We start from the raw sequence: 23,206 nt of genomic DNA on the forward strand, positions 1-23,206 counted from the left end.
ATGAAGCGGTGCGCTACCGTTGCCGGGGTGCGCATCGTACCGCACCCCGATAAAGTCACAATCGAAATAAACCGTTCACGCTGAACGACCCGTCTTATGCCGCGGTCGACGCGTCGTCGGCCGGGGTCGGACGCTTGTCGAACACCTGGTCGATCAGGCCGAATTCCTTGGCCTCCTCGGCGCTCATGAACTTGTCGCGGTCCATTGCGCGCTCGATCTCCTCAAGCGGCTTGCCGGTGTACTTGGCGTACAGCGTGTTCAGGAAGTGCCGCATGCGCAGGATCTCGCGCGCCTGGATCTCGATATCGGCCGCCATGCCCTGCGCCCCGCCCGATGGCTGGTGGATCATGATGCGGCTGTTCGTGGTCGCCACGCGCATGCCCGGCTCACCGGCCGACAGCAGGAAGCTGCCCATCGAGGCGGCCTGGCCGATGCACAGCGTGCCGACGCGCGGACGGATATACTGCATCGTGTCATGGATCGCCATGCCCGCCGTGACGACACCGCCCGGCGAGTTGATGTACATGTAGATGTCCTTCTTCGGATTTTCCGACTCAAGGAACAGCAGCTGCGCGCAGATCAGCGAGGCCATGCCGTCCTCGACACCGCCGGTGACGAAGATGATGCGCTCGCGCAGCAGGCGGCTGAAGATATCGAACGACCGTTCGCCGCGGTTCGACTGTTCGATGACGATCGGAACCAGCCCGGCCTGCGTCTGCCGCAGCCCGACGCCAGCATGTGCCAGCGGGCTCGCGAAATCGCCGGTCTCGAACGGATTGTGCATGGAAATCTCTCTTATGCCCAGAAGAGCCCCTATGTCGCGTGGTGGCCGCGCATATTCAAGCCCCGGCGGCATCCCAGGATGCTGCCGTGCAGCGTTTATGGCTTTCAGGAGTGAAAATCCGATTAGCGCGGGTTTCCGGGCGCGGGCAGCGCCAGATAGGCCAGCCGCCGAACCTCCTGCCGTCCACGCACCACGGTGTCGAGGATCAGCCCCGTGAAGACGTTCAGCGCGGCGAGCAACATCAACCCGGTCGACAGGATCGCGGTCGGGAAGCGCGGCACTTGATGCGTCTGGAGATAGGTCAGGATGAGCGGCACGGCGAGCAGGATCGAAAGCGCCGCGAACAGCGCCGCGACCGCGCCGAAGAACCACAGCGGCCGCTCGATCCGGTACAGCTTCAGGATGGTGCGCAGGATGCGCCAGCCGTCCGAATAGGTGGACAGCTTCGACGCCGAGCCTTCGGGCCGCGCATAATAGGGCGTGGCGATCTCGGCACAGGGCATTTTCAGCTCCAGGGCGTGAACGCTGATCTCGGTCTCGATCTCGAAGCCGACCGACAGGACCGGGAAGCTCTTGACGAAGCGGCGCGAGAAGACGCGATACCCCGACAGGATGTCGGTGAAGCTGCGCCCGAACAGCTTGGCGAGCATGCCCGTCAGCATGGCGTTGCCGAAGCGGTGCCCGCGACGATAGGCGAGTTCCGCCTCGCTCACCCGCTGGCCGACCACCATGTCGAGCTGTTCCTCGACCATGCGCGCGACCAGGTCGGGTGCCGAGGCCGCGTCATAGGTCGCGTCGCCGTCCGCCATGACATAGATATCGGCGTCGATATCGGCGAACATGCGCCGCACGACCGCGCCCTTGCCCTGGATCCGCTCCGACCGGACCACGGCGCCCGCCGCGCGCGCGACCTCGACCGTGCGGTCCTTGCTGTTATTGTCATAGACATAGATGGTCGCGGTCGGCAGCGCCTCGCGAAAGCCCGCAATCGTCTGGGCGATCGCCGCTTCCTCGTTATAGCATGGCAACAGCACCGCAATGCTTGGCGCGGCCCCCTGATAGTCCATCATTCTTCCCTCGTGCGGCTGTACGGTCAGCCGAAGCGATGCCCCTTATGGCGGATCGCAAGCTAAAGCGAGACGGCGCCGGTCAGGCTTGCCCCCGGATCGGGCTTATCCCTAAGCTGCGCCATGAACGAGTCAAAGCCGGATCGACGGCATTTCGGAATATCATGGCCGATGGCCGTGGCGATCCTGGCGGGGGCGGCGATTCTGTCCTGGGTCGCAGTCGCCAACGGCTTTCCGCTGGTCTTCGCCGACTCGGGCACCTACCTGCGGATACCGCTCGAACTCTTCTATCCGACCGATCGGCCGCCCGTTTATGGCCTTGCCATCGGATTGCCGCTCTGGACCACGGGGGTCTGGGGAATCGTCGCGGTCCAGGCGATCGGCAGCGTACTGATCATCGCGATGACGCTCGCCATTAGTGGCGGCCGCCTTCATGCGCGGGATGTGGTCGCGACCTGTGCCCTTCTGGGCCTGGGGAGCAGCCTGCCCTGGTTCGTCGGACAGATCATGCCCGACATCGCCACCGGCTTCGTGCCGCTGGTCCTGTTCGCCCTGCTCGCCCGCCCCTCCCATACGCCCCTATGGCAGCGCGCCGGACTGGCGGTGCTGCTGGTCCTGCTGATTGCGGTGCATCTCAGCCATGTGCTGCTGACAGCCGGGCTGCTCGGGCTGGCGGCGGTCGCGATGCTGGTGAGCGGCACGGGGTGGCGGGAGACGATCCGGCGATCCCTGCCCGCCGCACTGGCCATCGCATTGACGCTGCTGGGTCTGAGCGGCCTGAACCGGGTTGCGGGTTATGAGTTCAGGCCCGCCCTGTCGTCCGACACCTTCCTGCTTGCACGGCTGTTCGACGGGCATGTGGCGCAACCGACGCTGGCGCGGCTGTGTCGCGAACGCGCGCTTGCCCATTGTGCGGTGCGCGCCCTGGTCGACGATCCTCTGGTCGCCAAGCCGGGCCAGGCCTATCTCTGGGATCGGCGTTCGCCGCTGGGTGCGATGCTCCACCGCGACCGGCCAGGCGTGATCGCCGAGCAGCGGATGATCATCCGTACGGTCCTGCACGAAAATCCCGGCGGCGTGGCGGCATTGGCGTGGCAGGGCTTTGCCGAGCAACTGTCGACCGTCCGCAAGGGCGTGCTGCCGCCTTATGCCGCCGATATGCAGATTGTGCGCATCCTGAAGACCCGGCTGCCGGACGCCTACCAGGCGTTTGCGGTATCGCGGCAGCAGCGCGGGGCGCTCGATCCGCTGAAATTCGCACCCGATGTCGCGGTCGCGGTGGCGGTCGTCCTGCTGCTGCCCCTGATGCTGGTCTGGGCGGTACGCCAGCGGCGGTGGCCGTTGCTGGGGTTGACGGGGCTGGTCGTTGCGACGCTGCTGCTCAACGCGGCCATCACCGGCGATCTGTCCGGCCCCGACGATCGTTATCAGAGCCGGGTGCTCTGGCTGCTGCCGCTGCTCGCCGCCTGTTTCGTCGTCGGCGCCCGGCGGCGCCCGGTTCTTGACCGTGCTGATATTGCCTTGAATTAACGCGAGCCCCTCCCCTTCAGGGGAGGGGTTGGGGTGGGGCCTAGCCACAAGCGCGGAATTCGTGGAAGCGCCCCACCCCCGGCCCCTCCCCTGAAGGGGAGGGGTGAGTCCATATCATATCATCTTGTTTAAAAGCGCGGCGGGCCTGAACGCAAAAAAGGCGACCGCTCGCGCGGCCGCCCTTTTTATCGACCGGCGGGCCGAAGCCCGCTCGGGCCGTCCTTACTCGGTCGGCGCCGCCTTCTTGGCGCGCGGCTTCTTGGCAGGGGCCTCGGCGGCTTCCGCTTCGCCTTCCGCCGGAGCAGCGGCCTTCTTGGCGCGCGGCTTCTTCGCGGGGGCTTCCTCGGTCGCCTCGGCGGCTTCCGCCTCGCCCTCGGCCGGAGCGGCCTTCTTGGCGCGGGTCGCCTTCTTAGGCGCGTCCGCAGCGCCCTCTTCAGCCGCGTCCTCGGTCACGTCGGCCTTCTTGGCCTTCGCCTTCTTGGCGCCGTGGTCATGATCATGGTCGTGATCATGATTGTGGACGTGCGTACCGGTCGCGAAACCGTCCTCGCTCTCGATCGCGGCTTCCAGCTCCTCACGGGTGGTTTCGCGGTCGGTGATCTCGGCCTTGCCGAACAGGAAGTCGACGACCTTGTCCTCGTAGAGCGGGGCGCGCAGCTGGGCGGCGGCCATCGGCTCCTGCTGGACATACTGGATGAAGCGCTGGCGATCTTCCGGGCCGTACTGCTGCGCGGCCTGCGCGATCAGGCGGTTCATTTCCTGCGCGGTCACTTCGACGCCGTTCGCCTGACCGATCTCCGAGAGGAGCAGGCCCAGACGGACGCGGCGCTCGGCGATCTTCTTATAATCGTCGCGCTCCTTCTCCATCTCGGCCTTGGCGGCCTCGGGGTCTTCCTCATGGGTCGCTTCATGCTCGAGCTGCGCCCAGATCTGCGAGAATTCGGCCTCGACCATCGACGGCGGGACTTCGAAGTCGTGACCATCGGCCAGCTGGTCGAGCAGCTTGCGCTTCATGTACGTGCGGGTCAGGCCGTTATGCTCCTGCTCGATCTGCCCCTTCAGCAGACCGCGCAGCTGCTCCAGGCTCTCGAGGCCCAGATTCTTGGCCATCTCGTCATCGACCTTGGCTTCGCCGGCGGTCTTCACCGACTTGATCGTCAGGTCGAAGGTCGCGGGCTGACCGGCCAGGTCCTTGGCGGGATAGTCCTCGGGGAAGGTGACCGAGATCTGCTTCTCTTCACCGGCCTTCACGCCGACCAGCTGGTCCTCGAAACCGGGGATCAGGCGACCGCCGCCGATCTCGACGGCCATGTCCTCGCCCGAACCGCCCTCGAAGGCGACGCCGTCCATGGTCTTGCCGACGAAGTCGACGGTGACCTGGTCGCCCTGCTCGGCGGCCTTGTCGCCCGCATCGTCCCAGCGCTTCTGCTGGTCGGCGAACTTCTGGAGCTGCTCGTCGATCGCCTCGTCGGCGACCGGCACGGTCAGGCGCTCGAGCTTCAGCGCGTCGATCGCCGGGGTCGGGACCTGCGGCAGGACTTCGAGCGTGACGCTCAGCGTGGCGTCCTGGCCCTGCTCATACTCGCCGACCAGTTCGACCTGGGGCTGCATCGCGGGACGCAGGTTCTTCTCGGCGATCAGCGACTGCACGCCTTCCTGCAGCGCGGTGTTCAGCGCATCCTGAAGCAGCGCCGGGCCGTGCATCTTGCGAACCAGGTTCGTCGGCACCTTGCCGGGGCGGAAGCCGGGCATCTTCATCTGCGGAGCGATCCGCTTCAGCTCGGCATCGACCTTACCCTCGATGTCCTTGGCAGTGATGGTGAGCGTGTAGGCGCGCTTCAGCCCCTCGTTCAGCGTCTCGACAGTCTGCATCTAAAGGCCTTCAATCTGGAGAAATTCCGTGTGGCTGTCGCCCCGTTGTGACCGGGGACTGGTGCGGGCGAAGGGACTCGAACCCCCACATCTTACGATACTGGAACCTAAATCCAGCGCGTCTACCAGTTCCGCCACGCCCGCACGAGGACACCGCCGATGGGCGCGCGTCTATATCACCCTGGGCGGCTTCGGCAAGGGACAACAGGCAACATCGGCGTGTCCGATGCGTTTATACCCTCCCCAGCCGGAAAAACGGCCACATTTACGGAGAGCGAGAATGGCAACCCAGCCCCCGCCCGAAAGCCCGACGCCGACCCAACCGGCCCAGCCCGATACGCCGCCACCCGAAATCGTGCCGCCCGGCCCGGACATCGACCAGCCCGCCCCCGGCGTCGGTCCCGGCGATCCCGGTACCGCCCAGCCGCCCCAGATTTGAAAGGAGCCGATCATGGCGACCAACCCCGAAAACCATCCCGACAGCCCGCCCAGCGAGGCGCCCGACAACAACCCCGACAGCCCGCCGCGCGAGGACCCGCGCAGCGACATCGAACAGGCGGTCGAGGCGCGTTCGGACGCGGTTGCGCGTGGCGAGGGCGGTGAAGAGCCGGTGACGTTTACCGATACCGGCGAGCATGACGGCGTCGGCGGAACCGGCGGCGTGGTGCGCAACCAGGATCTGGATGCGCAGTGATTGAGGGGGTGGGCTCGGTGAGACACCGTTGCCCTCCCCCAGCCCCTCCCGCCTGCGGGAGGGGAGTAGCTTGTGGTGAGGCGCGAAGGTTATCGCAGGCCGCTCGCAAACCCCGAAGTCCCTGACGGCGCGTACCGCACGCCCAGAGCACGCCCCTCCCGCAGGCGGGAGGGGATGGGGGAGGGAAAGCCACGGGCGATGGGCTCTGCGAGGCTCCCTACCCTCCCCCCAACCCCCTCCCGCCTGCGGGAGGGGGAGTTCTTGCGGGAGCCCTTACCCCGCCAGCGCCCTCTTCAGCAGGTCGTTCACCACCGCCGGGTTCGCCTTGCCGCCCATGGCCTTCATCGTCTGCCCGACGAAGAAGCCGAACAGCGCTTCCTTGCCCGCGCGATACTGGCCCAGCTGGTTCGGATTCTTCTCCAGAACCTCGGCGATCACCGCCTCGATCGCACCGGTGTCGCTGGTCTGCTTGAGGCCGCGCTCCTCGACGATCTTGGATGGACCATCGCCGGTCTCCAGCATGATCTCGAACACCTGCTTGGACAGGCTCCCCGACAGCGTGCCGTCCGCCACCAGCGCCAGCAATTCCGCCGCCTGGGCAGGCGAAACCGGGCTCTCGGTGATGTCCTTGCCCAGCCGGTTGAGCGCGCCGAACAGCTCGGCCGCGACCCAGTTGGCCGCTTGGGCAGGCTTGGCGCTCGTACCGTCCAGCGCATCCAGCAGCCCGTCGAACCAGCGCGCCGTCTCGACCTCGGCGGTCAGCACGCCCGCATTATATGCGGTCAGGCCCAGTGCCTCGTAGCGGCGACGCTTGGCGTCGGGCAGTTCGGGCAGGCTGGCACGGCATTCCTCCAGGAACGCGTCGGTCAGTTCCAGCGGCAGCAGATCGGGATCGGGGAAGTAGCGATAATCATGCGCATCTTCCTTCGACCGCATCGAGCGGGTGGTGCCGCTCTCGACATTGAACAGGCGGGTTTCCTGGACGATCTTGCCGCCGTCCTCCAGCACCGCGACCTGGCGCTTGGCCTCATATTCGATCGCGGCCATGACGAAGCGGACCGAGTTGACGTTCTTCGTCTCGGTACGCGTGCCGAACTCGTCGCCGACTTTACGCACCGACACGTTCACGTCGGCGCGCATCGAGCCTTCTTCCATATTGCCGTCGCACGACCCGACATAGCGCAGGATCGCGCGCAGCTTGCGGAGGTAAGCCCCTGCTTCGGCGGGCGAACGCATGTCGGGGCGGCTGACGATCTCCATCAGCGCTACGCCCGAACGGTTGAGGTCGACATAGGAGCGCGTCGGATGCTGGTCGTGCATCAGCTTGCCCGCATCCTGCTCGACATGGATACGCTCGACGCCGATCGACTTGGTCGGGCCGTCGGGGTTCTTCTCGTCCAGGCTGATCTCGATCGCGCCCTCACCCACCAGCGGGTGGTAGAGCTGGCTGATCTGATAGCCCTGCGGCAGATCGGCATAGAAGTAATTCTTCCGGTCGAAGCGCGACCATTTGTTGATCTGCGCATCGATCGCCATGCCGGTGCGCACCGCCTGGCGGATGCACTCCATATTGGGCACGGGCAGCATCCCGGGCATCGCGGCGTCGACCAGCGAGACCTGGGTGTTCGGCTCCGCGCCGAACGCGGTCGCCGCGCCGGAGAACAGCTTGGCGTTGGTGGTGACCTGGGCATGGACTTCCAGGCCGATCACGACCTCCCATTCGCCGGTCGCGCCCTGGATGCGGTAGGTTGATTCGGTCATTGCGCTTCCTGCCTATCCAATTTCATCGGAGCGATCGGCACCTGCCCGATCCTCGGGTCTGCAACCCCTGCCCCATAAATTTCGTCGGGGCCGGATCGAAGGCCCCGTGTCGTTCATCACACCGCCCCTGCGGCGTCTTGCTGGCGCGTCATCAGCGCGCTGCGCAAGACTTTCGGCCGAGCCGGACACTATGCCGAGCCCTTCGAGGATCACCCCAAAGAACTCGGCAATCGGCATATCTTACCACCAGGCCTGCGGACGGGCGGTGAAGCCCGCGCGCTGCTCGATGGCGAGCCCGGCGTTCAGCACGCCCTGCTCGTCCAGCGGCTTGCCGATGATCTGGAGGCCGAGCGGCAGCCCGTCCTTGTCCAGACCGCCCGGCACCGACATGGCGGGCAGCCCGGCCAGCGAGGCGGGCACCGTGAACACGTCGTTGAGATACATGGCCAGCGGATCGGCCTGCTTCTCGCCCAGCGCGAACGCCGCCGAGGGCGCGGTCGGGGTGAGGAGCACGTCGCACTCCCCGAAGGCGCGCTCGAAATCGCGGGCGATCAGCGTACGGACCTTCTGCGCCTGCGTATAATAGGCGTCATAGAAGCCCGCCGACAGCACATAGGTGCCGATCAGGATACGGCGCTTCACCTCGTCGCCGAACCCGGCGGCGCGGGTGGCGGCGTACATGTCCTGCAACCCCGCCCCTTCGGGCAGGTCGCGCAGGCCGTAGCGCACGCCGTCATAGCGCGCGAGGTTGGACGACGCCTCGGCGGGTGCGATGATGTAATAGGCGGGCAGCGCGTATTTGGTGTGCGGCAGCGAGACCTCGACGATCTCCGCGCCTGCATCGCGTAGCCAGTCGATGCCCTGCTGCCACAGCGCTTCGATCTCGCCGGGCATGCCGTCGACGCGATATTCCTTGGGCACGCCGACCTTCTTGCCCTTCAGGTCGGTCGACAACGCGGCTTCCCAGTTGGGGACGTCGAGCTTCAGCGACGTTGCGTCCTTGGCGTCGAAGCCCGCCATCGCCTCCAGCATGATCGCGCAGTCGCGCACGTCGCGCGCCATCGGCCCCGCCTGGTCGAGCGAGGAGGCGAAGGCGATCGTGCCCCAGCGCGAACAGCGGCCATAGGTCGGCTTGATGCCCGAAATGCCGGTAAAGGCGGCGGGCTGGCGGATCGATCCGCCGGTGTCGGTGCCGGTCGCGCCCGGCGCCAGCCCCGCCGACACCGCCGTCGACGACCCACCCGACGACCCGCCGGGGGCGAGCGGTGCGGTGTCGTTCGGGCGACGCCAGGGCGAGATGACGTTGCCGAACGCGCTGGTCTCGTTGGATGAGCCCATGGCGAACTGGTCGAGGTTCAGCTTGCCCAGCATGCCTGCGCCCGCATTCCACAGATTCTGCGAAACCGTTGACTCATAGGGCGGCACGAAGCCTTCGAGGATCTTGCTGGCGGCGGTGGTCGCGACGCCCTTGGTCGCGAACAGGTCCTTCATGCCGATCGGCACGCCCGCGAGCGGCTTGAGCGTCTCGCCAGCGGCACGCGCCGCGTCGGCCGCATCGGCGGCGGCGAGCGCATGCTCCGGGGTCTTGACCAGGAAGGCGTTGAGCGCATCGGCACCCGCGACCTTGGCGTTGAACGCCTCGGCAACTTCGCGCGCCTTGAACTGGCCGTCGCGCACGCCGTCGCGGATGGCGGCGATGCCGAGTGTGGTGAGATCAGTCATTATTCGATCACCTTGGGCACCGTGAAGAAGCCATGTTCGGCCTGCGGCGCATTCTGCATGAGGAGGTCGCGGATGCCGCCGTCATTGACGACGTCGTCGCGCAGGCGAAGCTGGTTCGGGATCACCGCGGTCATCGGCTCGACCCCTTGGGTATCGACCTCGCCCAGTTGCTCGATCCAGCCCAGGATATTCCCAAGCTCGGGGGCGAGGCGCGTCGCGTCCTCCTCGGTGATCGCGATGCGGGCGAGGCTCGCGATCTTCTTCACGGTTGCGGTATCTACGGACATGGATTTGCGGCTAGCATCGCCGCGCGGCTTCGCGCAACGCTTTTGCCGCCTCGGCGATTGCAATGGGGGCAAGTGGGGCATCATGGATAGCAATTGCGGGCCGTCCGATTTTGTTGCACCGCACAACGGAGTGATGATTTGGCGCGCAAATTCCTCTATGTCGTGGCGGCACTCATCGTGCTGACGATCGCCGCCGCCTTTGCTTACCGCCTGTTCGGCAACCAGCTGCTCCGCTGGTCGACGGTGCCGTCCGAGTCGTTCCAGACCCAGGCGGTGACGCGCACCGAGGAATATCGCGACCGCAAGATGTGGCTGGCTCGCCCCGACCTGCCGGGCAATCCGGCGCTCTGGGTGCCGACCGGCTATACCCCGGGCCAACCGGGCCAGGGCGCGGCGGTCTTCTTCATCCACCCGACCTCGTACATCAGCAAGGCGCACTGGAACGCGCCGCTCGACGATCCCGAGACCAATGGCCGGGCCGAGCTGTTCCTGCGCGGACAGGCCAGTGCCTTCAACGCAGCGGGCGACATCTGGGCGCCGCGCTATCGCCAGGCGACCTTCGGCGCGTTCCTGACCAGCATGGCGGATGCCGAGCGCGCGCTCGACCTCGCCTATAAGGACGTGGACGCCGCCTTCACCGCCTTCCTGGCGGACGTCGATCCCAAGCGCCCGTTGATTCTGGCGGGGCATAGCCAGGGCGCGCTACACCTGTCGCGGCTGCTGACCGACCGGGTGGCGAAGACTCCTGCCCTCAAGCGACGGATCGTCGCGGCCTATGTCGTCGGCTGGCCGATCTCGATGACCGCCGACCTGCCCGCCATGGGACTGCCCGCTTGTGCGACGCCCGAACAGACCGGCTGTATCCTGAGCTGGCAGAGCTTCGGCGAGCCTGCCGACCCGTCGTTGATCCTCGACGTGTTCGACCAGACCAACGGCTATACCGGCGCGCCGCGCAAGGGCACCCAGATGCTGTGCACCAACCCGCTGACCGGCACGCCCGGTGTCGCCGCGCCCGCCACCGCCAATCTGGGCACCCTCTACCCGTCCGCCGACCTGAAGACCGCCGCCATCGCCGCGGGCAAGGTCCCCGCCAAGTGCGATGGGCGCGGCATCCTGACCATCGGCGAGGGGCCGAGCGTCGGCCCCTATGTGCTGCCGGGCAACAACTACCACGTATACGACTATAGCCTGTTTTGGGCGAATGTCCGCGCCGATGCGGAGCGCCGTTTGAAAGCCTTTCGATGAGCCTGATCACCACCGACCGTAGCGAATTCCGCGCCGCCCTCCCCTCGGGCGGGCGGCTGATCGGGCTGGACGTCGGCACCAAGACCGTGGGCACCGCCTTGTGCGACGCCGGATGGAGCTTCGCCAGCCCCGCCACCCTGATCCGCCGGACCAAGTTCACCAAGGACAAGGAACAGCTGATCGCGATGATCGCCCAGCAGGGCGTGCAGGGCCTGGTCATCGGCCTGCCGCTGAACCTGGACGGCAGCGAGAGCCCGCGATCGCAATCGACGCGCAGCTTCGCCCGCAACTGCGCCGATCTGGGCCCGATATTGCTGTGGGACGAACGCTGGTCGACCGTGGCGGTCGAACGGACGATGATCGAACAGGATATGAGCCGCGCCAAGCGCGCCGAGCGGATCGACAATCTTGCCGCCGCGCATATCCTTCAGGCGGCGATCGACGCGCTGGTGATGGCCTGAAAGCGTAACGCCGATCGACGTTCTTCTATTCCTCCCCTGGAAGGGGAGGTGGCAGTCCGCAGGACTGACGGAGGGGTGTCCCGGCTGGAAGGAGTGGGCCGCACTCTCAACCGGTTACACCCCTCCACCATCCTTCGGATGGTCCCCCTCCCCTTGCAGGGGAGGAATAGAAGAACGTCGATCGACTGACCGCAAAACGACCGGTTTCGGCGGAAATGTCATATATTGGTCTTTAACCAGTCGTTAACCCGTCACCGAAGCCCCCTAGCTGCGCCGCTTCCTACGAAGCCTTTGGGGGGCCCAGCCGTGAAGCGTTTTTCCGTTCTTTCCCGCTCGATGCTGATGATCGGCGCGGCCGTCATCGCCGTGCCCGCCTGGGCGCAACAGCAACCCGAACCGTCCTCGCCCGAAGCCGCGACAAACGGCGACCAGATCGTCGTCACCGCGACCCGCACCACCCGCTCGTCTGTGGAGTTGGGCGCGGCGGAAATCCAAAAGGTGCTGCCCGGCGCGAACCCGGTAAAGGCGATCCAGACGCTGCCCGGCGTACAGTTCGAAACCGCAGACCCCTGGGGCAATAACGAACAGAATATCGCGCTGTTCGTCCACGGCTTCAATCAGAACCAGCTGGGCTTCACGCTCGACGGCGTGCCGCTGGGCGACCAGTCCTATGGCAATTACAACGGCCTGAGCCCGCAGCGCGCGGTCATCTCCGAGAACGTCGCGCGCGTCCGCCTGACCGCCGGGGCCGCCGACCTGGGCACCGCCTCGGCCAGCAATCTGGGCGGCGGGATCGAAACCTATTCGAGCGATCCGACCGCGACCATGGGCGTGCGCTTCGCCCAGACGCTGGGCAGCTATGACGCCAGCCGTACCTTCCTGCGCATCGACAGCGGCGAGGTCGAGGGGCTGGGCGGCACTAATAGCGGCTATCTCTCGGTCGTCCGGCAAAAGGCGCGCGCCTGGGAATTCAACGCCAGACAGGGCGGGTGGCAGGGCAATGCCAAGTTCGTCCACAAGGGCGAGAACGGCACGCTGACCGGCTATTTCAATATTTCCGACAAGGCCGAGCCCAATCAGGATTCGGTCGCGCACAATGCGGGCGGCCTGGAGCCCTATTACCGCTCGCTGCTCTATCCGAACTGGCAGGCCGCGCTCGCCTATGTCGACGCGAACGGCGCGCCGCCGTCGAACAACCCGAACAACTACATGAACTATTTCGGCGATGCGCAGCGCACGGACTATCTGGGCTATATCAAGTATGAGCACCGCTTCGGCGATGCGGTGACCTGGACCAACCAGGTCTATTACCATCATGACGAGGGCCAGGGGCAGATCACCGGACCGATCGCGGCGGCGGGCCTGCCGGGCCTGTTCCGCATCTATTATCCGGGGCAGAATCTGAAGACCGTCTTCGGCGGCTCGGGCTATGCGCTGCGCACCACCGAATATGGCATCGACCGGAAAGGCGCGATCTCGACTCTGGCGATCCGCGCGGGCGACCACGAGATCGAGCTGGGCGGCTGGTACGAGCATAATCGCAACACGATCTTCCGCCGCTGGTATGCCGCGCCCATCGACAATCCGCCTTCGCCCTATGAATGGGCCGATCCGTCGCTTCGCCGCCTGACCCAATATGCCGCGATCACCAAATACGACCTGATCCAGACGCATATCCAGGATCGCTGGCACGTCACCCCGGCGGTGACGGTCGAGGCGGGCTTCAAGTCCAGCCTGCAATTCGCCGATGGCCGCGTGCCGACCCAGCCGCTGCCCGGCGCGCTGCCCGGCACCTCGACCGGCTATCCGGAGGGGCGCCTGAATACCAAGAAGTGGTTCCTGCCTGCCGTGGGCGCGATCTGGGACATCACGACCAACGACCAGCTGTTCGGCCATATCCAGAAGAATGTCCGCCAGTTCCAGGCCTCGGTCGCGGCGGGCCTGTCGCCCTTCGCGGTCGGCAGCCAGCAGGCGTTCGACCAGATCAAGGCGAACACCTCGCCCGAGACCTCCTGGACCTATGAAGCGGGCCTGCGCTCGCATCACGCGCTCGACCTCGGCCCGCTGACCGCGATCGAGGCGCAGGTCAGCGCCTATCATGTCGATTTCGACAACCGCCTGCTCCAGATCAGCGCGACGCCGGTCATCGCCTCGGTCATCGGCGGCGTGTCGATCCTGCAGAATGTCGGCCGCGTGCGTACCAACGGCGTCGATGCGGCGGCGACCTTGCGCTTCGGCCCGCACCTGTCGGTCTATAATGCCCTGTCCTATAACAGCTCGAAATACCGCGACAATTATGTCAGCGGCACCACCACCATCGCGACCGCGGGCAAATATGTGCCCAACACCGCCCGCTGGCTGAACAAGACGGTCGTGTCGATCAATGACGGCCCGTTCGAGATTCAGGCGATCGGCGACTATGTCGGCCCGCGCTTTGCGACCTATACCAACGACCAGGGGATCGGCGGGCGTTACCTGCTGAACCTCCAGGCGGGGTACAGCCTGCCGCAGATCGACGGGTTCGGCGTCAAGGACCTGAAGCTGTCGGTCAACGTCACCAACGTGACCAACCGCAAGGGCATTTACGAACTGGTCGTCGGTGCGGCGTCCAAGACCTGGAACAGCTATGCCCAGCCGCCGCGCATGGGCTTCATCACCCTGTCGGGCGCGTTCTGATCACCTGCCCCTCCACCACCGGGCTAACGCCCGGCGGTCCCCCTCCCCAAGCCAAGCTTGGGGAGGATTTGAGAAACCCAATCCTCCCCATCACCGATGGGGAGGGGGACCGCGCTCGAAGAGCGTGGTGGAGGGGCGGGCAACCCAGCAACGCTTCCCCGATCATCCGAAACGGGGAGGATTCACTTGCCCATCGTGCCGCCGCTCGCTACCCGGCGGCTTTAATGCAGACCTCGGATCATCGCCCCGGCACGCTCATTCAGGGTGGCGCCGTTTTCCCGCACCGGCATCTGACCGGAATCGACGGCCTTCAACCGCATGAGATCATGTTCCTGCTCGACGAGGCGGAACACTGGCTCGATCGCGGCGCGACCGACACGCCCGACACGCGGCTGGCGGGTCTGACCCAGATCAACGCATTCTTCGAGAATTCGACCCGGACGCTCCTATCCTTCGAGATCGCGGGCAAGCGGCTGGGCGCCGATGTGGTCAACATGCACGCCGCGCAGTCGAGCGTGAAGAAGGGCGAGACGCTGATCGACACGGCAATGACGCTGAACGCGATGCGCGCCGATGTGATCGTGATCCGCCACATGGCATCGGGCGCGGTCCGCCTGATCGCCGACAAGGTCGACTGCCCCGTCCTGAATGCGGGCGACGGACGGCACGAGCATCCGACGCAAGCCTTGCTCGACATGCTGACCATCCGCCGCCGCCGGGGCAGCGTCGCGGGGCAGAAGGTCGTGATCTGCGGCGATATCCTGCACAGCCGCGTCGCACGCTCGGACATTCTCGCGCTGACCGCGCTGGCCGCCGAGGTGCGGGTCTGCGCGCCCTCGACGCTGATGCCCAAGGGGATCGAGCGCATGTTCGTCACCCCCTTCACCGATTTCGACGAAGCGATCGAGGATGCCGATGTCGTCATGATGCTGCGCGTCCAGAACGAGCGGATGGCGGGCGGGTACATCCCCTCCACCCGCGAATATCGGATGCGCTACGGCCTGACCGCCGAGCGCCTGAAGCGCGCCAAGCCCGGCGCGCTGGTCATGCATCCCGGCCCGATGAACCGGGGCGTCGAGATCGACTCGGAGGTGGCGGACGGCCCGCAATCGGCGATCACCGAGCAGGTGGCGATGGGTGTCGCGGTACGCATGGCCTGTTTGGACGTGCTGACCCGCCGCGCCCGCAAGCTGGAGGGCTGGGCATGAGCGTCACCGCCTTCACCAACGCCACGCTGATCTGCCCGGTGGGCGGTGAGATCAAGGGCCAGACCCTGCTGGTCGAGGACGGCGTCATTACGGGCACCGGCGACGTGCCGGAAGGTGCGACGGTCGTCGACTGCGGCGGCAAGATGCTCGCGCCCGGCATCGTCGATCTGGGCGTGTTCAAGGTCGACCGCGCCGCCTGTCGTGCGGGCGGCATCGTGCGTATCGGCCTGATGCCCGATCAGTCGCCCGTCCTCGACGATCCCGGTGTGGTGCAGCGTGCCGCGCTGATCGGGCGCCCCGATTTGTGGATTCACCCCATCGCGGCGGCGACCCGTTCGCTGGCGGGAACCGATCTGGCCGAGATGGCCGTGTGCGTCTCGGCTGGCGCGAAGGCGGTCGGCACCGGGCGGGGCTGGATCGCCGATACGGGCGTGATGCACCGGGTGCTCGCTTATGCGGGCGACCTGGGACTGACCGTGATTTCCCATGCCGAAGACGGCGGCCTCGCCGCCGATGCGGTCGCGACCGAGGGCGAGACGGCCAGCCGCCTGGGCCTGCCCTCCGCCCCCGCCATCGTCGAGTCGCTCGCCATCGCGCGCGACCTGATGCTGGCGGAAGAGACGGGCGCGAAGCTGCATATCCGCCAGGTGACGACCGCTTCGGGCTTCGACCTGATCCGCGCGGCCAAGCGTCGCGGGGTCAAGGTGACGTGCGGCATCACGCCCGCGCATCTCCACCTGTCCGACATCGCCGTCACCGATTTCCGCACCTATGCCCGCCTCTCGCCGCCCTTGCGCGACGAGAGCGACCGGCAGGCAGCGCTCGCGGCGGTCGCGGACGGGACGGTCGACGTCATCGGATCGGGCCATGACCCGCATGGACCGGAATCCAAGCGCCTGCCCTTCGTCGATGCCGAGGCGGGCATGGCGGGAGCGGAGACGCTGCTACCGCTGGCGCTGATGCTGGTCCGCGACGAGCGGGTCACTCTGCCCCGGCTGTTCGCGCTGCTGGCCCTCAATCCATCGAAGGTGCTGGGCCTCGACACCGGCACGCTGGAGCCGGGCAAGCCCGCCGACCTGATGCTGTTCGATGCCGACAAGCCTTGGATGGTGTCGGGCGATGCCTTCGCCTCGGCGGGAAATACGCCGTTCGACGGCTTCCCGGTCCAAGGCCGCGCGTTGCGGCTGTGGAAGGCCGGGCGGGAGATCGCCTGAAAAATCCTCCCCATCTCCGATGGGGAGGGGGACCGCTCGCGTCCGCGAGTGGTGGTGGGGCCCAGCAACGCCAGCGAGAGGCCCCTGCCCCTCCACCACCGGGCTCACGCCCCAAGCGAGCTTGGGGAGGAATAAAAAAGCCCTCCCCGAGACGTCTCGGGGAGGGCTTTTTGCTTACCCGTTATTCGGTCAGCCGCGACGCGGACCGCGCGGGCCGCCCTGGGTGGGGCGCGGCGAGTAGCGGCGAGGGCCGCCGGGACCACCGGCGGGGCGGCCGCCCATCGGACGGTTGCCGCCCGGACCCCCACGACGCGCACCGCCATGGCCCGAACCACCGGCGGGGGGACCATCGGCCTGCTCGATCGCGATATCGTCCTCGGCATGGTCCGCCTCGGTCCGCTTCAGCGCGGCGATGAAGCGCGACGCCAGCGCCGACGGGATTTCGAACAGCGTCTCGTTCGGCTGGATGCGGATCGCGCCGATCTCGTTGCGGGTGATGTGCCCGCGACGGCAGATCAGCGGCAGCAGCCAGCGCGGATCGGCATTCTGGCTGCGGCCGACGCTCATGCGGAACCAGGCGGTGTCGTCGAACCCTTCGCGACGCTCGCGCGGTGCCGGAGCGTCACCCTCGACCAGTTCCTCGGCCTGGGGCAGCGCGGCACGGTGCGCGCGGACCAGCGCGGCGGCGATGTCCTCGGGCGACTTTTCAGCGAGCAGGCGAGTGGCCAGCTCACGATCGCCCTCGTCCACCTCGACCGGCGCCAGAAGGGCCGCCAGCAGACGCTCGCGATCCTGTGCGCGGATTTCCTCGAGCGTCGGCGCCCGGCGCCATTCGGCGTCGATCCGCGCACCGCGCAGCATACCCTCGACCCGGCGACGGCGCGGATAGGGGACGATCAGGATCGCGGTGCCCTTGCGACCGGCGCGGCCAGTGCGGCCCGAACGGTGCTGCAACGCCTCGGCATCGCGCGGGATTTCGACGTGGATGACGAGCGTCAGGCCCGGAAGGTCGATGCCGCGTGCCGCCACGTCGGTCGCGACGCAGACGCGCGCGCGGCCGTCACGCAGCGCCTGGAGCGCATGGTTGCGCTCGTTCTGCGAATGCTCGCCCGACAGCGCGACCGCGGAGAAACCACGCTCGACCAGGCTGGAATGGAGATGGCGGACATTGTCGCGCGTGGCGCAGAACAGGATCGCGACTTCGGCCTCGTGCAGACGCAGCAGGTTGACCACCGCCGCCTCGATATCGGCAGGGGCCACGGTCACCGCCTGATAGGCGATGTCGGCATGGCCCTTGTCCTCGCTGATCGTCTCGATCCGCTTGGCATTGGTCTGATAGCGCTTGGCGAGCTGCACGATCGGGCGCGGCATGGTCGCCGAGAAGAGGAGCGTGCGGCGCTCGGACGGCGTGCCGTCGAGGATCTGCTCCAGATCTTCGCGGAAGCCCATGTCGAGCATCTCGTCGGCCTCGTCGAGCACGACGAACTTCAGCGACGACAGGTCGAGCGCGCCGCGCTCCAGATGGTCGCGCAGACGGCCCGGCGTGCCGACGACGATATGGGTGCCATGGCTGAGCGCGCGACGTTCGCGCGAAGCGTCCATGCCGCCGACGCAGGTCGCGATGCGCGCACGGGCACCGGCATAAAGCCATTCCAGCTCGCGGCTGACCTGCAGCGCCAGCTCGCGCGTCGGCGCGATGACCAGCGCCATCGGCGCGCCCGGCTGGGGCAGGTGATCGCCGCCGTTTAGCAGCTCGCTCGCCATGGCGAGACCGAAGGCGACGGTCTTGCCCGAACCGGTCTGGGCGGACACGATCAGGTCGCGGCCCTGGGCGTCATCCTCGATGACGGCGGCCTGGACCGGGGTCGGCGCGGTATAGCCACGCGCGGAAAGGGCAGCCGACAATACCGGCGGCAAGGCAGAAAAAGGCATGGGGACTCCAACAGAAAAAGGAGCGCGTACCGCCGAACCAAGGGACCCATCCCTCTCGGTTGGCGGATACACCCATGCGGCACGGGTGATTGTTTGCGTTCCGTGAAAGCGTGGCCCTTTACACCAATTGGCGAGAAACTCAAGCCGTGCTTGCGGTGAACCGAACGGCCCGCCATGGAGCCGTGCCATGACCTTGCGCGTTGATCCCCGATGAGTGTCGCCTTTCGCCGCGAATCCGATGAGGAACATCTCGAACCCAAATTCGAGCTGCCCATCCCGCCCGGCCCCAATCTGGTCACGCCGCGCGGGCTGGAGCTGACCCGCGCCAAGGTGGCGGAGGTCGAGGCCGCCGTCGCCGCCGCGACCGACGACGAGGAACGCACCCGCCTCCAGCGCGAACGACGCTATTGGAACACCCGCGCCGCCACGGCGGAGCTGGCGCCCGCTCCCGCCGAGGATGAAGTGGGAATCGGCAGCATGGTGACGATCCGGCTCAACGGCCAGACGAAGACGCTGACCATCGTCGGCCATGACGAGGCCGATCCCGCGCACGACCGCATCGCCTATGCCGCGCCGCTCGCGCGCGCACTGATGGGGGCGATGGCGGGGGAAATGGTGGCGTTCGGCGGTAAGGCCGATGCGGTGGAGGTGGTGGAGGTAGGCTAGTCTCCCCGACCTTCTGTTTCTGCATCCCCTCCCGCAGGCGGGAGGGGACCGAGGGGAGGGAAAGGGGTCTCACCGAGACTGGCGCTTGCGGCAAAGCCCTCCCCCATCCCCTCCCGCCTGCGGGAGGGGCGTGCCAAGCCGCTCTGATCAGAGCTTTCTCTGACGCTCGTTCCAGCCTAAACCCCCGCCATGCAACACTATGACGCGATCATCCTCGGCGCGGGCGCGGCGGGGCTTATGGCTGCCGCGACCGCCGGGCAGCGGGGGCGCCGGGTGCTGGTCGTCGACCATGCCGATGCGCCCGGCAAGAAGATCCTGATCTCGGGCGGCGGGCGGTGCAACTTCACCAATATCGGGACCGTGCCCGACCGCTTCCTGTCGGCGAACCCGCATTTCGCCAAGTCCGCGCTGGGCCGCTACACCCCCACCGACTTTCTGGAACTGGTCGAGGCGCATGGCATCGCCTGGCATGAAAAGACGCTGGGCCAGCTGTTCTGCGACGGATCGGCGCGGCAGATCGTGGAGATGCTGCTCGACGAATGCGACCGGGCGGCGCGGTCCGGCGGCGTGGTCGATATCGCGCTCGGCCAGCCGGTCGAGGCGGTCGCGCATGACGGCACGCAGTTCCGCGTGACGCGCGGCGGCCAGACCTTCATCGCCCCCCGCCTGATCGTCGCGACCGGCGGTCCCAGCATCCCGAAGATGGGAGCGACCGGCTATGCCTATGATCTCGCCCGCCAGTTCGGGCTGAAGGTCGTCGAGCCGCGCCCTGCCCTCGTCCCCCTGACACTGGGCGGCGAGGAGACGCTGTTCCGCTCGCTTTCGGGCGTCGCGTCAGAGGTCGTCGCCCGCGCAGGCAAGACCCGCTTCCGTGAGGCGGCGCTGTTCACCCATCGCGGCCTGTCCGGCCCGGCGATCCTGCAGGTGTCGTCCTATTGGCGGCATGGCGAGGCCATAGGCATCGACTTCCTGCCCGACTGCGCCCCCGACTGGCTCGTCGCCTTGAAGCGCAGCGCCCCGCGCACCAGCGTACGCCGGGCGCTCGGCCAGCATCTGCCCGACCGGCTGGCCGAGACGCTGGCGGAGCGGCTTGCCCTCCCCGCCGAACTGGGCGCGGCCACCGACAAGCTGCTGGCGGCGGCGCAGGGACGGCTCGCCGACTGGACCTTCCATCCCAATGGCAGCGAGGGTTATGCCAAGGCCGAGGTGACGGTCGGCGGTGTCTCCACCGCCGGGCTGTCGTCACGGACGATGGAGGCCAAGGCGGTGCCCGGGCTGCACTTCGTCGGCGAGGCGGTGGACGTCACCGGCTGGCTGGGCGGGTATAATTTCCAATGGGCCTGGGCGAGCGGCCGCGCGGCGGGCGAGGCGGTTTGATTTGGAAAAACGCTCAGAGCGAGGCGATGCCGATCCCCGGCCGCGCCCATTGCGCCATATGGTCGTCGGCCTGACGCCGGACGAAGCAGGCCCCACCCGCCGCGCGGTAGCGATGGCAGAGTGAGTCGGCATCGGCGCGGCTGAGACCGCCGACCGACAGGCGGTAAAGCTGCTCGCCCGACAGGCGCACCGTGCCGCTTTGCGGGGCATAGCCCGACAGGCCATCGAAACGGCGGGTCAGTCGATCCCACGCTTTCTGTGCGCCGTCCGCCTTGCCGAAGGCGCCGATCTGGACATTCCAGTCGCCACGACGCCGCGTGACGACGCGCCGTTCCTCGGCCCGGCGAAGCAGGGCGGGCGCGGTGACGGGGCCTGCGGCTATACGTTGAATGCTGGCTTGCGGTTCGTCACCCCGCCGGGCCAGCAACAGGCTCGACGGTGCAGTCCGCGCGGTGCGCTTGGGGGCCATGGGCAGCGGCTGGACGATCTCCTGCTGCGCGGCGAAGGCGGTCCGCGCCGCCGCCGGTTCGACGGCGGCGGGCGCGGGCTCTGCGACGACCGGCTGGGGCAACGCCTGGACCATGTCCTGCATCACCGCCGCCGAGGGAGCGGCGTTCAGCGCCAGCATGATCGGCTGGCCGGTGTCGACTGTCGGCTTCACGCCCAGCAGGGACGAAACCATGTCGGCCGGGCTGGCATTGGCGAAGTCCGCCCATTCACGCATGCGCACCTCGACATCCGCCGGAGCCATGTCGGCCGACGCCGCCATGCGCGCCATATCCCACTGTCCCGACAGCGCCAGCGCCAGCGCGAGGTTCTGCCGCGCCTTGACGCTCGCCCCCGGCTCCCGCGTGGCGGCGGTCAGCAGGCGGACGCCCTCGCCCGGTGCTCCGGCCAGCGCCAGCGCCAGCCCCAGATCGGCGGTCGGAATGGCGGCGGCATGCTGGTCGAGCAATGCCTTTGCGCCCGCCCCATTGCCGCCCGCGATCATCGCCAGGGCCAGGTTCAGTGCGGCGCGGCCATCCGCCGGATCGATCTGCAACGCGTCGGTAAAGGCCTGCCGCGCCGAGGCGAAACGCCCGGCCTGAAGATAGCTTTGCCCCAAGAGCGAACGATAGCCTGCAACCTTGGGTTCGGCCGCAACCAGCCGCTCGGCCAGCGCCACGGCGGCGTCGCCGTCGCGCTGCGCCAGCACCCGGCGGGTCTGATCGGCGAGCCCGGCGCTCGCCCGCGCCGGGCTCGCCTGCGCGTTCAGCCGCGCCGTGCGCGGGCCGGTTGCGGTGCAGCCTCCCAGAATCAACACGCCGACGCTGCAGGACAGGAGAGTGCGGAACGTGGTCATCTTGGTCATCCGGTTCAGCCCAGGGGAAAGGCGGTCGATACGCCCGGCGCATGACCCGTTTCCCCGATCGGCCGCCACGCTAGCCCCCCAGCCTATAAGGAACGGTTAACCCCTTCATTGAGCACTTTACCCTTGCCCGGCAGCGCGGCATGGATGGCGTGCAACAAGGGCGGAAGGACGAAGGATAATGCGCAGATTCCCGATCGGCGGCATGGTCGCGCCCGCCGCTCTTCTGGCTGCCTTTCTGGTGGCAACGCCTGTGCTGGCGGTGCCGGATGTGAAGGCCGGGGTCGATGCGTGGGCACAGGGCGATTATCGCAAGGCGGTCGAGGAATGGCGCGGTCCCGCCGTGGCGGGGGATGCCGACGCACAGTTCAACCTGGCCCAGGCCTATAAGCTGGGTCGCGCCGTGCCGCTCGATCCCGCGCTCGCCGAAAGCTGGTTCCGCAAGGCCGCCGTCCAAGGCCATATCCAGGCTACCGACAATTACGGTCTCGCGCTGTTCCAATCGGGCAAGAAGGCCGAAGCCGCGCCCTGGCTGGAAAAGTCCGTCGCACATGGCGAACCGCGCGCGCAGCTGGTGCTGGGCACGATGCTGTTCAACGGCGACGGCGTGCCCCGCGACTATCCGCGCGCCTATGCCCTGATGACGCTGGCGTCGCAGGCGGGACTGCAAGCCGCATCGCAGACGCTGGCGCAGATGGACCAGTATATCACTCCGCCCGACCGCCAGCACGGCGTCGAGCTGGCCCAGCAATATCGCGCCCGCCTGGCCGCCCTGCCCGCTCCCGCCGCCAGCGCGCCGAAGCGGGTGACGGTGGGCACCGAACCGACTCCGGTCAAGGCGGCCGATACCCCGACCCGTACCGCTGCGCAGCCCCGCCCGGCGGTGCAGTCGGTGCCGATCACGCCGTCACGCCCGGCGACGTCGGGCTATGGCGCGAGCTATCCGGCACCCGGCACGCCCGCGAGCCAGACGCCGCCGGTTCGCGAGGAGGCGGCCGACCTGATCGACCGGCGCAAGCCCGTTGCACCGCCGCCCGCACGGGCCACCGCGCCGCGTCCCGCCAAGCCGACACCGGCTCGCGCGACCAGCGGGCCATGGCGTATCCAACTCGGCGCCTTCCGCGATCGCGGCAATGCCGACGCGCTCTGGCAACGGGTGCGGGGGCGCCTCGGCGGTGCTCAGCCCAACTTCGTGACGGCAGGCGGCGTCACCCGGCTTCAGGCAGGCGGCTATGCCAATCGCGCCGCCGCGCAAGCCGCGTGCAGCCGCTCGGGCCAGCCTTGCGTGGTGGTCGCGCCGTAAGGCGCAAAGGCCTCCGCCAATTACGGGGGGCCTGGTTGCCATGACCGACCACACCCTCC

The 23,206-nt window shown here is 67.6% G+C and carries 19 protein-coding genes and 1 tRNA gene; 11 read left to right on the plus strand and 9 right to left on the minus strand.

Going from position 1 to position 23,206, the window contains the following annotated elements; genetic code table 11:
- Positions 1-94: 94 nt before the first annotated feature.
- Both clpP and ACQR50_RS12155 read right to left on the minus strand, forming a co-directional pair.
- Entirely contained in the window at positions 95-784 is a 690-nt protein-coding gene (clpP, locus tag ACQR50_RS12150) for an ATP-dependent Clp endopeptidase proteolytic subunit ClpP (protein ID WP_056434117.1), read from the minus strand.
- A 122-nt stretch (positions 785-906) separates the two neighbouring features.
- A complete protein-coding gene (locus ACQR50_RS12155) occupies positions 907-1,854 on the minus strand; it encodes a glycosyltransferase family 2 protein (RefSeq protein ID WP_428968516.1) in 948 nt (315 codons plus the stop codon).
- Between the two features lie 168 nt (positions 1,855-2,022).
- On the opposite strand from ACQR50_RS12155, the gene ACQR50_RS12160 reads away from it, so the two are divergent.
- Complete coding sequence (locus ACQR50_RS12160) at positions 2,023-3,381, plus strand: hypothetical protein (protein WP_428968517.1); 1,359 nt, start codon at positions 2,023-2,025, stop codon at positions 3,379-3,381.
- Between the two features lie 222 nt (positions 3,382-3,603).
- Here the strand turns inward: ACQR50_RS12160 and tig are convergent, their stop codons facing one another.
- Together tig and ACQR50_RS12170 are read right to left on the minus strand one after the other, a co-directional pair.
- Complete coding sequence (tig, locus tag ACQR50_RS12165) at positions 3,604-5,253, minus strand: trigger factor (RefSeq protein WP_428968518.1); 1,650 nt, start codon at positions 5,251-5,253, stop codon at positions 3,604-3,606.
- Between the two features lie 59 nt (positions 5,254-5,312).
- Positions 5,313-5,397, minus strand: a tRNA-Leu gene (locus ACQR50_RS12170).
- Positions 5,398-5,533: 136 nt separating this feature from the next.
- Between ACQR50_RS12170 and ACQR50_RS12175 the strand changes: the two genes are divergently transcribed.
- Positions 5,534-5,692 carry a hypothetical protein gene (locus tag ACQR50_RS12175; RefSeq protein ID WP_168371512.1) on the plus strand — a complete coding sequence of 53 codons (159 nt, stop codon included), beginning with the start codon at positions 5,534-5,536 and terminating at the stop codon, positions 5,690-5,692.
- A gap of 12 nt (positions 5,693-5,704) precedes the next feature.
- Entirely contained in the window at positions 5,705-5,947 is a 243-nt protein-coding gene (locus tag ACQR50_RS12180) for a hypothetical protein (protein WP_428968519.1), read from the plus strand.
- A 273-nt stretch (positions 5,948-6,220) separates the two neighbouring features.
- On the opposite strand, the gene gatB is transcribed toward ACQR50_RS12180, so the two are convergent.
- From gatB to gatC, 3 genes are all read right to left on the minus strand, one after another.
- Positions 6,221-7,708, minus strand: coding sequence for an Asp-tRNA(Asn)/Glu-tRNA(Gln) amidotransferase subunit GatB (gene gatB, locus ACQR50_RS12185; protein ID WP_428968520.1), 1,488 nt, complete (start codon positions 7,706-7,708; stop codon positions 6,221-6,223).
- A 240-nt stretch (positions 7,709-7,948) separates the two neighbouring features.
- A complete protein-coding gene (gene gatA / locus ACQR50_RS12190) occupies positions 7,949-9,430 on the minus strand; it encodes an Asp-tRNA(Asn)/Glu-tRNA(Gln) amidotransferase subunit GatA (RefSeq protein ID WP_428968521.1) in 1,482 nt (493 codons plus the stop codon).
- A complete protein-coding gene (gatC, locus tag ACQR50_RS12195) occupies positions 9,430-9,717 on the minus strand; it encodes an Asp-tRNA(Asn)/Glu-tRNA(Gln) amidotransferase subunit GatC (protein ID WP_037568622.1) in 288 nt (95 codons plus the stop codon). The genes gatA and gatC overlap by 1 nt, the downstream gene beginning before the upstream one ends.
- Positions 9,718-9,855: 138 nt before the next feature.
- Here gatC and ACQR50_RS12200 point away from each other — a divergent pair, with 138 nt between their 5' ends.
- From ACQR50_RS12200 to ACQR50_RS12220, 5 genes are all read left to right on the plus strand, one after another.
- Positions 9,856-10,962 (plus strand): DUF3089 domain-containing protein, encoded by a 1,107-nt coding sequence (locus tag ACQR50_RS12200; RefSeq protein WP_428968522.1) that lies wholly within the window; start codon positions 9,856-9,858, stop codon positions 10,960-10,962.
- Positions 10,959-11,423, plus strand: coding sequence for a Holliday junction resolvase RuvX (ruvX, locus tag ACQR50_RS12205; protein WP_172839681.1), 465 nt, complete (start codon positions 10,959-10,961; stop codon positions 11,421-11,423). The genes ACQR50_RS12200 and ruvX overlap by 4 nt, the downstream gene beginning before the upstream one ends.
- Before the next feature lie 306 nt (positions 11,424-11,729).
- The gene (locus tag ACQR50_RS12210; protein ID WP_428968523.1) at positions 11,730-14,099 is read left to right on the plus strand and encodes a TonB-dependent receptor; all 2,370 of its coding nucleotides are present in this window, start codon (positions 11,730-11,732) and stop codon (positions 14,097-14,099) included.
- A 224-nt stretch (positions 14,100-14,323) separates the two neighbouring features.
- Positions 14,324-15,307, plus strand: coding sequence for an aspartate carbamoyltransferase catalytic subunit (locus tag ACQR50_RS12215; RefSeq protein ID WP_007405051.1), 984 nt, complete (start codon positions 14,324-14,326; stop codon positions 15,305-15,307).
- Entirely contained in the window at positions 15,304-16,521 is a 1,218-nt protein-coding gene (locus ACQR50_RS12220) for a dihydroorotase (protein ID WP_428968524.1), read from the plus strand. The genes ACQR50_RS12215 and ACQR50_RS12220 overlap by 4 nt, the downstream gene beginning before the upstream one ends.
- 189 nt (positions 16,522-16,710) lie before the next feature.
- On the opposite strand, the gene ACQR50_RS12225 is transcribed toward ACQR50_RS12220, so the two are convergent.
- Positions 16,711-18,453 (minus strand): DEAD/DEAH box helicase, encoded by a 1,743-nt coding sequence (locus tag ACQR50_RS12225; RefSeq protein ID WP_056434141.1) that lies wholly within the window; start codon positions 18,451-18,453, stop codon positions 16,711-16,713.
- Positions 18,454-18,663: 210 nt separating this feature from the next.
- Between ACQR50_RS12225 and ACQR50_RS12230 the strand changes: the two genes are divergently transcribed.
- Positions 18,664-19,119, plus strand: coding sequence for a GreA/GreB family elongation factor (locus ACQR50_RS12230; RefSeq protein WP_428968525.1), 456 nt, complete (start codon positions 18,664-18,666; stop codon positions 19,117-19,119).
- Positions 19,120-19,308: 189 nt separating this feature from the next.
- Complete coding sequence (locus ACQR50_RS12235; RefSeq protein WP_428968526.1) at positions 19,309-20,496, plus strand: NAD(P)/FAD-dependent oxidoreductase; 1,188 nt, start codon at positions 19,309-19,311, stop codon at positions 20,494-20,496.
- Positions 20,497-20,509: 13 nt separating this feature from the next.
- On the opposite strand, the gene ACQR50_RS12240 is transcribed toward ACQR50_RS12235, so the two are convergent.
- Entirely contained in the window at positions 20,510-21,847 is a 1,338-nt protein-coding gene (locus ACQR50_RS12240) for an SPOR domain-containing protein (RefSeq protein ID WP_428968527.1), read from the minus strand.
- Between the two features lie 178 nt (positions 21,848-22,025).
- On the opposite strand from ACQR50_RS12240, the gene ACQR50_RS12245 reads away from it, so the two are divergent.
- Positions 22,026-23,147, plus strand: coding sequence for an SPOR domain-containing protein (locus ACQR50_RS12245; protein WP_428968528.1), 1,122 nt, complete (start codon positions 22,026-22,028; stop codon positions 23,145-23,147).
- Positions 23,148-23,206 lie beyond the last annotated feature (59 nt).

This window comes from Sphingomonas sp. Xoc002 (genome assembly GCF_050408055.1).
Classification (GTDB): Bacteria; Pseudomonadota; Alphaproteobacteria; order Sphingomonadales; family Sphingomonadaceae; genus Sphingomonas; species Sphingomonas yabuuchiae.